The organism is Faecalibacterium butyricigenerans (genome assembly GCF_020687345.1).
In the GTDB taxonomy this organism is placed as follows: domain Bacteria; phylum Bacillota; class Clostridia; order Oscillospirales; family Ruminococcaceae; genus Faecalibacterium; species Faecalibacterium butyricigenerans.
Genome location: NZ_JAJEQL010000007.1, coordinates 66,762 through 79,039, shown reverse-complemented (window position 1 = coordinate 79,039; position 12,278 = coordinate 66,762). Strand labels below are relative to the sequence as shown.

Annotated in this window: 12 protein-coding genes; 6 read left to right on the top strand and 6 right to left on the bottom strand. The window is 62.3% G+C overall.

The features are described 5' to 3' along the window. Positions 1-45: 45 nt before the first annotated feature. Complete coding sequence (locus LKD23_RS04560) at positions 46-468, bottom strand: BlaI/MecI/CopY family transcriptional regulator (RefSeq protein ID WP_227620615.1); 423 nt, start codon at positions 466-468, stop codon at positions 46-48. A gap of 324 nt (positions 469-792) precedes the next feature. On the opposite strand from LKD23_RS04560, the gene serC reads away from it, so the two are divergent. From serC to LKD23_RS04545, 3 genes are all read left to right on the top strand, one after another. Further along, positions 793-1,875, top strand: coding sequence for a 3-phosphoserine/phosphohydroxythreonine transaminase (serC, locus tag LKD23_RS04555; RefSeq protein WP_227620614.1), 1,083 nt, complete (start codon positions 793-795; stop codon positions 1,873-1,875). Between the two features lie 158 nt (positions 1,876-2,033). Continuing rightward, positions 2,034-3,194: a phosphoglycerate dehydrogenase gene (locus tag LKD23_RS04550; protein ID WP_227620613.1), complete on the top strand. Its 1,161-nt coding sequence runs from the start codon at positions 2,034-2,036 to the stop codon at positions 3,192-3,194. Between the two features lie 154 nt (positions 3,195-3,348). Continuing rightward, complete coding sequence (locus LKD23_RS04545) at positions 3,349-4,284, top strand: hypothetical protein (RefSeq protein ID WP_227620612.1); 936 nt, start codon at positions 3,349-3,351, stop codon at positions 4,282-4,284. A 53-nt stretch (positions 4,285-4,337) separates the two neighbouring features. On the opposite strand, the gene LKD23_RS04540 is transcribed toward LKD23_RS04545, so the two are convergent. From LKD23_RS04540 to LKD23_RS04520, 5 genes are all read right to left on the bottom strand, one after another. Further along, entirely contained in the window at positions 4,338-5,084 is a 747-nt protein-coding gene (locus LKD23_RS04540; RefSeq protein WP_227620611.1) for a J domain-containing protein, read from the bottom strand. A gap of 131 nt (positions 5,085-5,215) precedes the next feature. After that, entirely contained in the window at positions 5,216-6,052 is an 837-nt protein-coding gene (locus LKD23_RS04535) for a DUF5685 family protein (RefSeq protein WP_227620610.1), read from the bottom strand. Between the two features lie 3 nt (positions 6,053-6,055). Then, on the bottom strand, positions 6,056-6,451 hold the full coding sequence (locus LKD23_RS04530) for a hypothetical protein (RefSeq protein WP_227620609.1): 396 nt from the start codon (positions 6,449-6,451) through the stop codon (positions 6,056-6,058). 124 nt (positions 6,452-6,575) lie between these two features. Continuing rightward, positions 6,576-8,972 carry a glycoside hydrolase family 2 protein gene (locus tag LKD23_RS04525; protein WP_227620608.1) on the bottom strand — a complete coding sequence of 799 codons (2,397 nt, stop codon included), beginning with the start codon at positions 8,970-8,972 and terminating at the stop codon, positions 6,576-6,578. Between the two features lie 292 nt (positions 8,973-9,264). Beyond that, positions 9,265-9,885 carry a flavodoxin family protein gene (locus tag LKD23_RS04520; RefSeq protein WP_227620607.1) on the bottom strand — a complete coding sequence of 207 codons (621 nt, stop codon included), beginning with the start codon at positions 9,883-9,885 and terminating at the stop codon, positions 9,265-9,267. A 164-nt stretch (positions 9,886-10,049) separates the two neighbouring features. On the opposite strand from LKD23_RS04520, the gene rsmD reads away from it, so the two are divergent. From rsmD to rsmH, 3 genes are all read left to right on the top strand, one after another. Further along, positions 10,050-10,622 (top strand): 16S rRNA (guanine(966)-N(2))-methyltransferase RsmD, encoded by a 573-nt coding sequence (gene rsmD, locus LKD23_RS04515; protein ID WP_227620606.1) that lies wholly within the window; start codon positions 10,050-10,052, stop codon positions 10,620-10,622. Next, positions 10,622-11,083, top strand: a complete 462-nt coding sequence (locus LKD23_RS04510; protein ID WP_227620605.1) for an ATP synthase subunit B family protein — start codon at positions 10,622-10,624, stop codon at positions 11,081-11,083. Before rsmD ends, LKD23_RS04510 begins: the two co-directional genes overlap by 1 nt. A 226-nt stretch (positions 11,084-11,309) precedes the next feature. Beyond that, on the top strand, positions 11,310-12,278 hold the full coding sequence (rsmH, locus tag LKD23_RS04505; RefSeq protein WP_227620604.1) for a 16S rRNA (cytosine(1402)-N(4))-methyltransferase RsmH: 969 nt from the start codon (positions 11,310-11,312) through the stop codon (positions 12,276-12,278).

The following is a 12,278-nucleotide window of genomic DNA, read 5'->3' as shown; positions in this document are numbered from 1 at the left end:
GTGCCTTACGGATGGCAGTACATTGGCTCGACCTCTGGGAGAGGGCTAACCGTAGGGGTCGTACAGATCGTATTCTTCCGCCTCTGCGTGCTTTTCGTTCAGCACGGCGATGGCCTGTTCCAGTTCGCTCTGGGAGCAGCCGCTCTCGCTCACCAGCGCCCGCACGGCCTGTGCGAGGTCGCCGCCGAAGACGGTGTCCAGACGCTGGCGCATGGTGAAGACGCCGTAGGCCCGGCGGGTGACGGTGGGGGAGTAGAGGTTGCGATTCTGCTCCTTGGTGCAGATGACCCAGCCTTTTTCTTCCAGCCGGTACAAAAAATTCAGCACGGTGGCAGCGGCCCAGCCTTTTGCGGCCAGACGCGCCCCGATGTCCCGCCGCGACGCAGGCGGCTTGCAGTCCCACAGGGCCAGAAGCACCTGCTCCTCTGCCGCCGAAAGGGGCTTCAATCGGTCCGGAATGCCATACATGGGGCGTTTCTCTCCTTTTCTGAGCGAAAACTTGATTTTACATTTGTCTTAGATACTGCCATTATAACAGAAATCGACGGAGAGAGCAAGGGCGGAAAATCCAGCATTCATGCGGGAATAGGGCATATATTTTACAGATGTCTCTGAAAACGTCCCTGTGGCAAAGACATTTGTGCGCTTCGTGCTGATGGCCCGGACTTTGGAGGCCGAACTTTGTGCAAAGATGCTCTTGTTTTGCACCCCCTGAAACCATTATACTACGGACAAATCCAGAGCACAACGCCCGAAGGGGCCGTCAGGAAGAGGAAAAGGAGAGTGCGATCCATGGCACGAGTTTATAATTTCAGCGCAGGTCCCAGCATGTTACCCGAAAAGGTGCTCAAGCAGGCTCAGGCAGAGCTGCTCGAGTATGGCGACAGCGGCCAGAGCGTGATGGAGATGAGCCATCGCAGCAAGTGGTTCGACGCCATCATCACGGACACCGAAGCCACCCTGCGCCGGGTGATGAACATTCCGGATAACTATAAGGTCGGCTTCTTTCAGGGCGGCGCGACCCAGCAGTTCGCCATGGTGCCCCTGAATTTTATGACCACCGGCAAGGCCGACTACATCGTCACCGGCAACTTCTCCAATCTGGCCGCCAAGGAGGCCGCAAAGTTCGGCGAGGCAAAGATCGTCGCCTCCAGCAAGGACAGGAACTTCACCTATATCCCCGATGTGAACGCCATCGATTACGACAAGGACGCCAGCTACATCCACATCTGCCAGAATAACACCATCTTCGGCACCCAGTACGTCGAGCTGCCGCAGGTGGAGGGCGTGCCGCTGGTGGCCGATATGAGCTCCATGATCCTCTCCAAGCCCGTGGATGTGACGAAATACGGCTGCATCTACTTCGGCGTCCAGAAGAACGTCGCCCCCGCTGGCATGGCCATCGCCATCGTCCGGGACGACCTGCTGGGCCACGCGGCCGACACTGTGCCCACCATGATGAACTACACCACCCTGCTGGCCAAGGACAGCATGTACAACACCCCGCCCTGCTGGTGCATCTACATGACCGGTCTGGTGCTCAAGTATCTGGAGAATGACATCGGCGGCCTCGCCAAGATGCAGGAGATCAACGAAGCCAAGGCAAAGGTCCTCTACGACTACCTCGACGGTCAGGACTTCTTCAAGAACCCCGTCGAGCACCGTTACCGCAGCACCATGAATGTCACCTTCACCAGCCCGGACCCCGACCTCGACAAGAAGTTCTGCGCCGAGGCCGCAGACGCCGGCTTCGTCAACCTGAAGGGCCACCGCCTCGTGGGCGGTATGCGCGCCTCCATCTACAACGCAATGCCCGCCGAGGGCGTTGACAAGCTGGTGGACTTCATGGAGAAGTTCCGCAAGGAGAATGCGTGATTCGTACCGTCCTCGCCCTCTCAGTCACCTTCGGTGACAGCTCTCCCAAAGGGAGAGCCTAAACCTGACCGTCAGGCCAAAGCCTCTCCCTTTGGGAGAGGTGGATTTGCGAAGCAAAGACGGAGAGGGCAAGCCCGTTTGAAAAAGGAGATAAAGCAATGTTTACGATAAAAACCCTGAACGCTATCAGCCCGGTGGGTCTGACAAAGCTGAACAAGAACCTCTTCGACGTGTCGGTGGACGCTGACGCCCCGGACGGCATCCTCGTCCGCAGCGCTGACCTGCTGAACACTACCTTCAACGACGGTCTGCTGGCCATCGCCCGCGCCGGTGCAGGCGTCAACAACATCCCCCTCGACCGGTGCAGTGAGCAGGGCATCGTGGTCTTCAACACCCCCGGCGCCAACGCCAATGCCGTGGCCGAGCTGGTCATCGGAATGCTCATCGCAGGCAGTCGCAACGTGCCTGCCGCTGCCCAGTGGACGCAGGGCCTTGCCGGAGATCCCGCCATGGCAAAGAGCGTGGAGAAGGGCAAAAAGCAGTTCGTGGGTAACGAGATCAAGGGCAAGACCCTCGGCGTCATTGGTCTGGGTGCCATCGGCTCCCGCGTCGCCAACTGTGCCATCGAGCTGGGCATGGAGGTCTACGGCTACGACCCCTACATCTCCATCGATGCTGCGTGGAATCTGAGCAGTCAGGTCCGCCACTGCGTCAACCTGAACGATATGCTGCCTCTCTGCGACTACATCACCATCCATGTGCCCTATCTGCCCACCACCAAGGACACCATCAACGCCCAGACGCTGGCCCTCTGCAAAGACGGCGTCAAGCTGCTGAACTATGCCCGCGGCGAGCTGGTCAACACCGACGCCCTGCTGGAGGCCCTCGACACCGGCAAGGTGTCCGACTACATGACCGACTTCCCCTCCGAGGCTCTGCTGGGCCGTCCGGGCGTCATCTGCACGCCCCATCTGGGCGCGTCCACCCCGGAAGCGGAGGACAACTGCGCCGTCATGGCCGCGCAGGAGATCAGCGACTACCTCAAGAACGGCAATATCACCCACTCGGTGAATATGCCCGAGGTGCACCAGCCCCGCGCCGGAGGCAAGCGCATCTGCATCATCCACAAGAATGAGCCGGGCATGATCAGCCAGATCACTGCCCTGACCACCGAGGCGGGCCTGAACATCGAGAACATGGTCAACAAGAGCAAGAAGAACATGGCCTACACCATGCTGGACGCCACCGGCGCAGTGGACGCCGCGCTGGCTGCAAAGCTCTCGGCGATCCCCGCCGTTATCCGGGTGCGCATCCTGTAAGAGAACGGAGAAGGGCCGCTGCCATCCAGAGCAGCGGCCCTTTTGCTTGAATCCCGTTATTGACCCTGACAGGGATTTGCGGTAAAATTATCCTAGCTGGGTCATGGGCACCAGCCCGCCCGGCGAAGATGATGAATACAGGAGGTTTGTCCATATGAAGGCCAAAAGAATGCTCTCGCTGCTCCTGACAGCAGCCCTCATGCTGAGCATGATGACTCCGGCGTTTGCCGCAGCGGCCCAGACCGAGCTGCCCCCCGCTTCGCAGACTCAGATGGAGGAGACCAACGAGGCCGTCTCCATCCGCCTGCAGGCCACCGGCAAGCTGGTCTATGGCTCCCCGTTCGAGCTGTCGGTGGTCACCCGCCCGGCAGACGTACAGTATATCGGCGTGGTGCTGGGCGTCAAGGGCGAAGCCAAAGGCTACGTCACCCTCGTGCTCTCCGATAAGCTCCGCACCCTGCTCAAGATGATACCCCTGCCCCGCAAGATGTCCAAGACCCCCGATCAGGTGGAGGAGTTCAACGTCTATGCCTACGTCAAGCAGCTCATCGACGGAAACGACGTCAGCGTGCTTCTGAGCGTGGCCGATGAGGTCGTCAAGGTGATGGATGCCCTGAAATTCTATATCCCCACCCTGAAGGATATGTCGCTGGGCCTTAAGCTCTCGCTGGAAATGATCCGCCGCTACCTGCCTGAGGGCGTGTTCAGCCGCATCTATCTGGATGAACAGCCGGTGGATTCGGGCCGGTACATCGCGGGTGCTGTGGCGCTGCAATCCGGCGACCTGAACACCGCCGGTGTGGCCATGTTCCGGATCAAGCCCAAGACGGAGGGCGTCCGCCTCTACTGGGCCGAGGAGCTGCCCGCTGTGACGCTGGCCGAGGCCGAAGCCCACAACACCGGCGCTCTGCTGGAGTCGGACGGCGTGGTGGCCAATGACGCAAAGGTCACTTACACCTATAAGAAGAAGGGCCTGTTCAGCAGCAAGTCCACCGAGTTCCCCACCGAGCCGGGTACCTACACCCAGACCGCTCAGGCCACGGGCAACTACTCCTGCGAGAAGATCACCCGCACCATCGTGATCTATTAACGTCAACAGAAAAACCTCCCGTACGCCAGTACGGGAGGTTTTTTCTGTCTTGCTTACATCCGGAACCGCCAGCCCCAGCCGCCTCCGCAGCAGCAGTTGCACAGCAGGTTGAGCAGGATCATGCTCCAGCACCAGCGCATCAGCCCGCCGGGCTGGGCGTAGGTGGTCTGGGTGCGGTAGGTCTGGCCGGGGTTCTGCATCCGGCGCAGGTGCATCTGATATTCGGTGTTATTGGGGTCCAGCTGGACAGCGCGGCGGGCGTCCTGCAGCGCGTCGATGCTGTTGCCGAGGCCCTGATTGGCCAGCGAGGAGAGGTAGTACCACCGTGCCGAGCGGCTGTTCATGCCATCCAGCACCCGGCGGGCCTCCGCGTAGCGGCCATTCGAAACAAAGTTGCGGGCCGCCTGCATCTCGGGGCTGTCCGAGCCGGAATAGCTGGCCCCGCTCTGCTGCTGATAGCCGCCGAAGCCGAACCCAAAGCCAAAGGGGTCGAACCCGAAGTCGAAATCGCCCTGCTGCCAGCCGTTTGAGCCGTAGCCCTGCTGGTAGCCGCTGTACCCCTGCTGGTAGCCGCCGTAGCTCTGCTGGCCATAGCCGGACGGGCCGCCCATCTGAGGCCCGGTCTCGCCTTTGGTGATGGCGTCATAAGCCGCCTGCACCTCCTTGAAGTGCTCCTCTGCGGTGGGGTCGTTGGGGTTCAGGTCAGGGTGCCAGCGCTTGCACTTGGCCCGATAGGCTTTCTTTATCTCGTCGTCGGTCGCGCCGCGCTGGATGCCCAGCACCTCATAGGGATCTCTCATGGGTCTACTTCCTCACGTCTCTCTCAGGCCTTGCGCGGCCCTTTCGTTCCATACAGTATTACAGTCTACAGGACAGCGCCTGTAAAATCAAGCGCAAATCAAAAGAATATCCGCCTTTTGGGCGGAATCGTTTATTTTTTTCCGGCTTCCTTGGCCTGTTTGCAGTTGTATTTGAGCCATACACCGGAGTACAGGATGTTCCGCAGCAGGTCGGCATCCTCCACACAGGGCAGACGCTCGAAGCTTCTGGCGCACCGGGCCAGAAGCAGCTCGAAGATGTCCCGCATCTCCTCCTCATAGTCGGGCTGGCGGCTGAGGGAGCGCAGCGGGTTGTACGCCCCTTTTTTCTCGTCCCGGGCGAGGTCGTCGTAGGCATCCAGCAGGTAGATGAACTTGCCCAGATGGAAGCCGATGCTTCGCAGCTCGGGGGACCAGTGATCCTGCCGGTAGTCGAACAGCTCGGCCATCAGCTCCCCGAAGCAGCCAGACACTGCATCGAGGTCTTCGCTGCCCTCGGCTTCCAGCCGGGCCAGACGGTCGAGGCAGGAGCGGATGGCGGCGCACTGACGAGGCCAGCGCTTGGCGGCCTCCTGCGTGGGGGCGTCCAGCAGCCTTTCGAAGCCGAGGCCGAGGAGGCTGCGGTCGTCGTTCCACTTGTCGGCGGCGTTGTAATAGTGGAGGGCCACGCTCAGATCGGCGCAGTAGTCGGTGGGGCCGCTGTGCCGCCAGCTCACCTTCCGGATGGGGTGGATGGGGCAGTGGCTGCTGCCGGTGATGCACGCGCTCTCGCCCTCATAGAGGCTGGAGAGCAGCAGGTTCAGGAAGGTCAGGTCATAGCTCAGGGTCAGACGGCCCCGCAGCCCGTGGAGCGCGCCGATACGGCGGCAAAGCCCGCAGTAGGCCGTGCGGTAGCGGGCCTTGGCCGCATCGTCCAGTGCGGCCTGATCAGGGATGACGTATCCAAACATGGCTCAGCTCTTCTTGATGAACTGGGTGCCGCAGCGGGGGCAGGAGATCTGGATGCGGCCCCGGCCCCGGGGCACCCGCAGCTTCTGGCGGCACTGGGGGCAGCGGTAGTAGTGGTAGAGCTTGCGGTTGTTCCACTGGTCGCGCAGGCTGCTGAATTTGCTGCGGATGCGGTCCTTCACGGCGTAGTATCGATAGTTCTCCTCGGTGCGCTTGGAGATGTTGCGGCTGAACATCCGGTAGTAGCAGAAGCCCAGCAGCACCACGCCGACATACAGCAGCAGAGGAAGCCGGGTGAGGATATAGGCCAGCACCAGCACAAGGGATGCGATGTTCAAAAACTGGTTCAGGCCGTCGGTGCCGTAGCGGCCGATCATGAACTGGCGGATCTTTTCTTTCATAAACGTCCTTCCTCATAAAAGAGGGGCGGGTGCGCCGCCCCTCGGTATTTTTCTGCTCTCAGGATACCATGCAACCATGAGAAAATTTTGAACAGAGTGCAAACCTATCGTAAAGAGACGGGATTTAACCCCTCTCCTCCTCCCGGCGGCGGATGGTAAGGGAGGCTTCGGTGTCCAGCGCACCTTCCATCCGGCAGCGCAGCCGGGCCGGGCCGGCCTCGCCGGTGGTGGCAAGATAGGTGCCTGCCATGCCGCCCCGCAGGGGCACGACGCTGGGGCCGAGGATGCGCAGCGGCCCCTCCACGCTCAACTGGACGGCCTCGCCGCAGTAGGGCAGGAGGTTGCCGTTCTGGTCGATGGCCCGGAGGCTGACGGCGGCGCAGTCCCATGTGGGGCCGTCGGTGAGGATGGGGTTGTGGACGGTGCATTCCAGCCGGACGCTCTGCACCGGCTCTTTCACGACGGTGCGGACGGCCCGGCCATGCCACACCGCCTCGAAGCGGTAGACGGCGGAGGGACTGCCCAGCACACCGATATATTTGTAGTAGAGCTGCAGCAGCTCATTCCAGCTCAGACGCAGCGAGTACATCCGCGCCCGGGACAGGGGCGAAAGCTCCATGGCGTCCCGGCGCATCTCGTTGAGGATGGCGGCTACCTGCGGCGCAGCGGCCCGGTCGAGGCCCTCATACTTTTCCAGCAGCAGGCCCACGAAGTCGTGGATCTCGATGGGCGGGTGAGGCAGAGCCGCGAAACGGCCCCGGCGGTCGGGTGCGAACTCGGCCACGAAGTCGTTGTCCCGGTAGAACCGCAGGCTGTCGGCGTTGGTGAAGGCCCAGCACGCCCCCGCAAAGCCGCCCGGATGATCGCCCAGCGCCATGGTGGACGAGACCTCCAGCACGATGTCAGAGGGGGAGCGGGGGAGCTTCTGGCTGGCGTAGACAGCGGCAGAGAGCTTGGGGTTGCGGAACAGGTCCATCACGCCCTGATAGCTGATGCGGTCGCCGCTGCCGAACTCCCGATGGGTGTTGTAGTCGGTCATGCACCAGCCGAAGCTGCCGGCCACCCCCTGCTGGGCGATGGTGTCGTTGAGGACCGCGGCATAGCGCAGCGCCTGTGCCAGACGGTGCGGCTCGTCGTCGAAGGGCTTGGCCGGGAACTGTGCTCCCTCGAACTCGCTGATGAGGTAGCCTTTCCGGGGGTCGGGGGTGACGGCAGTGCGGGCCTCGCAGCCGACGCCCCGGCCCCGGTAGGAGTAGTCGGTGTAGGCGTAGACGTCCTCCAGAAGCTGGCTGCGGCGGGTGCTGCGGGTGCCCGCCGTGGGGCGGGTGGGGTCGAGGCGGCGGACCGTCTCGTTGGTGCGCTTATAGAAGCTCTCGTCGTCGGCGCTGCCGCAGACCCGGACGCCCCAGAGGAAGATGCTGGGATGGCTGCGGCACTGGCAGACCATTTCGCGGCAGTTCTGCAGCGCCTGCGCTTTCCAGATGTCGTCGCCCACATACTGCCAGCCGGGCATCTCCACAAAGACCAGCAGACCCAGCTCGTCGCAGGCGTCGAGGAAGGCGGGGCTGGGGGGCATCGTGAGCCGGACGGCGTTGCAGCCCAGCTGCTTTTTCAACAGCTGGGCGTCCAGACGCTGGATGCTGTCAGGCATGGCATAGCCCTGATAGGCGTAGCTCTGGGGGCGGTTGAGGCCCCGCAGCTCCACCCGCTGGCCGTTGAGATAAAGCCCTCCGGCCACGAACTGTAAGGTGCGGAACCCGAAGCGGCAGCTCTTTTCGTCCAGCACCCGGTCGGGCAGACCGCCGGTGCCGGGCCGGATGAGCCGGACGGTGAGGGTGTAGAGGGTGGGGTGCTCGATGCTCCACGGATGGACGCTGTTCAGCGCGCCGGTGATGGGCAGCGAAAGCTCACCGGTATAAAAAGCCCGGCTGCCCGAGGGGCTTCGGATCTCGGCCTGTAGCGTGCAGCCCACCGTCTCGCCCACGGTGGCGGTGTAGATGCGGAAACCGCCCTCGGCCTTCGTCTCGATGAAGATGTCCCGCAGGTAGGCAGTTTCCTTGACGTCAAGGCAGACGGCGCGGCAGATGCCGCCGTAGGTGAGAAAATCCATCTGCCCGCCGAAGGGCGGGATGTTCAGGTCCTCGCGGCTGTCGCAGCGGACGGCCACCACGTTTTTCTGGCCCAGATGGAGGGCGCTGGTCAGGTCTACCGTAAAAGCGGTGTAGCCGCAGCTGTGGTGGAACACCCGCCGCCCGTTGCAGAACACCGTGGCGTCGTGGGCCACGGCCCCGAAGGTGAGCAGGACGGTGCGGCCCTCCCATTCTCTGGGCGCAAAAAACTCCCGCCGGTAGCCCGAAAGCTTCTGGTAGTCGTTCTCATTGCAGTAATTGTAGGGCAGAGTCTTGACCGTGTGGGGCAGGCGCACCTCTTCCAGCTCCAGCTCCGGGGACTCCGGCCGCACGATGGCGGGGGCGAAGACCGGGGTGAACTGCCAGCCGTCATTCCAATCGTAGTGTTCCATCACAAATGCTCTCCGTGGCAAAGAATACTTTTGTTCTTATGCTACCACAAAGTTATGAACGAAAAAAGAATCCGGGCCGGTTTTTATCGGTTTTGGAATAAAAATTCAAAAAAGAAGGGGGCGCTCCCCCGGCGGGAAAGCAGCCCCTTGGAGAAAACCTCTCCGTCACGCCTACGGCGTGCCACCTCCCCTAAAGAGGGGAGGCCTTGGCATTTCGCAAAGCTTTTCCTCTTCGCCAGAGGCTCCCCTCGGTAGGGGAGCTGGCAAAGCCGTCAGGCTTTGACTGAGAGGTTTATCGGATAAAATTCGTCATCGGGCGGCGGGGGTTCTCCGGGTGGTCGATGCCGGCGGCCCGGCCCGCCTCGATGCATCGGAGCAGCCATGCCATGTTGCGGCCCAGCTCCTGCATCACGGCGCAGCCCTCGGCGTCCTGCAGCACCTGCTCCGGGTTCGAGCCGTGGACCATCGGCCAGTAGGAGCCGCTCACCAGCGGCATATGGAAGAACTCAGGGTACTTCACCAGCTGGTCGAGGGTGGTCGTCGTACCGGCGCGGCGGGCCGAGCAGCAGATGGCGGCGGGCTTGTAGGCCAGATATTTGCCGCCTGCGTAGGCGAGGCGGTCCATGAAGCTGGTCATGTTGCCGGAGGCAGAAGCATAGTGCACCGGCGTGCCGAAGACGAAGGCGTCGGCGGTCTTGGCCTTCTCGATGGCCTCGTTGACCACGCCGCCGAAGACGCAGCCCTTGCCGGCGGCACAGCCGCCGCAGCCGATGCAGCCGCCCACGGGCTTGGTGCCGATGTTCAGGATCTCCGTCTCGATGCCGGCAGAGTTCAGCTCTCCGGCGATGAGGGTCAGTGCGGTATAGGTGCAGCCCTTTTCGTGGGGGCTGCCGTTGATGAGCAGGACTTTCATGATGTATACTCTCCTTCTTACGCCCGAAAAAGCGGCGTTCTGGGATAATTTTAGCACATTCAGGCCCGGAACGCAACGAATCTTGGTGCTGCCCTTGACAAAGAGCGGCGGTATGACGATAATATGAAGTTACGATAACAGGAAAGACCAAAGGAGGCCAAAACATGCGAGTCATTGCAGGAGAAGCCCGCGGCAGACGGCTGGAAGCACTGCCCGGCACGGATATTACCCGCCCCACCCTCGATCAGGTGAAGGAGGCGATGTTCAGCATCGTCCAGTTCGACCTGCCCGGTGCCCGTGTGCTGGACCTGTACGCAGGCAGCGGCCAGCTGGGCATCGAGGCGCTGAGCCGGGGCGCTGCCCGGTGTGTATTTCTGGATGAGAACCGCGAGGCCGTCGGCATCGTGATGAAGAACTGCAAGAGCTGCGGCGTCTTTGACCGCAGCCGGGTCAACATCGGCGAGGCAGCGCGCTTCCTCTCTGCCTGCCGGGAGCAGTTCGATCTGGTGCTGCTGGACCCGCCCTTCCACAACGGCACGCTGGAAAACATCCTCCCCCTCGTGGACAAGTGCGTCGCCCCCGGCGGCATCGTCATCTGCGAGAGCGAAACGAAGCTCGTCCTCCCCGCTGAGGTGGGCGGCTTGCAGCTGAAAAAGCAGTACAAGTACGGCAAGGTCCTGCTTTGGAAATATGGCAAGCCGGTGGCAGACGCCGCCGAGGAAGAAGGAGAAGCCTGATGAACGTCAACGAGCTTTTGGATACCATTGAGGATCTGCTGGAAGAGAGCACGGGGATGCCCCTCTCGGGCGGCAAGCGCATCGTGGATGTGGAGCAGATCCGGGATTATCTCGACGACATCCGCGCGAACCTGCCGGTGGAGCTGCGGCAGGCCCAATCCATCGTCAGCGACCGTGCCCAGCTCATCGAGTCGGCCAACGCACAGGCGCAGGCCATCGTGAAGAAGGCCGAAGAGCGTGCCCGCATCCTTGTGAGCGAGGCCGAGATCGTCCGCGCCGCCCAGCAGCGTGCGTCGGAGATCGTCTCCGCCGCCCAGACCGAGGCCCGCACCGTCCGCCAGACCGTGACGGATTACTGCGACAATATGCTGAAAACCACCGAGGAGACCATGGCCGAGAACGCCGCACAGGTGAAAAATGTCCGTGCGAACCTGCGCCAGACGCCCCGCCGCGGCGCGTAAGAGGGCTTCCAAGTCCCTGCGAGTCAAAGTGACGATTCGCAGGGGCTTTTTTTGTGCGATTTTGTAGGAAAAAAGCGAAGGAAAAAACTTGCATTCAGCGCTGTGATTTGCTACAATAAAACAGAGTCGTCGGGTATCTTGACAGCACTTAAACGGGACAAACTCCCGGAGAGATGTCCGGCGTATCGGACGGCTCGGAACACGAAACGAAGGGAGGCTGGGCACGATGACACAGAAAGAAGAGATGGCGCAGTTCGACCCGGCCTCGTTTGAGCATATCCCTGTGCTTCTGAACGAGTGCCTCGACGGACTGAACATCGACCCGGCAGGCATTTATCTGGACGGCACGGCGGGCGGCGCAGGGCACTCCCGCCAGATCGCCCTCCGCCTCGACGGCACAAAGGGCGGGCGGCTCGTCTCGCTGGATCAGGACCCCGACGCGGTGCAGACCGCCCGGGCGCGTCTGGCGGGGCTTCCGGCCACCGTGGTGCAGATCAATTTCCGCTATGCCGGACAAGCCCTCGAGGGCCTCGGCATCGAGAAGATCAACGGTGCGCTGCTGGATCTCGGCGTTTCCAGCCATCAGCTGGATGACGCGGCCCGGGGCTTTTCCTACCGGGCGGACGCTCCGCTGGATATGCGGATGAGCCAGCAGGGGGAGACGGCGGCAGACCTCGTGAACACCGCCAGCCGGGAAGAGCTTGCCCGCATCCTGCGGGACTACGGCGAGGAACCCTATGCATGGCAGATCGCCGGGCATATCGTGGAGGCACGGGAGACGGCCCCCATCGAGACGACCTTGCAACTGGCCGACATCGTGGCCAGCGCCATGCCGCCGGCAGAGCGGCGCAAGAACAAGAACCCGTCGCGGCGCACCTTTCAGGCGCTGCGCATCGCAGTCAACCATGAGCTGGACGCTCTGGAGGAGGGGCTGGACACCATCTTCGACCACCTCGCCCCGGGCGGAAGGCTGTGCGTCATCACTTTCCATTCGCTGGAAGACCGGCTGGTGAAGAACAAATTCCGCCGCTGGTCCACGGCCTGCACCTGCCCGCCGGAGTTCCCGGTCTGCGTGTGCGGCGGCAAGGCGAAAGCAAAGCTCATTACCCGAAAGCCTATCGAGGCCGACCAGCAGGAACTGGAGGAGAACCGGCGGAGCCGTTCTGCCCACCTGCGCGTTTTGGAAAAGCTCTGA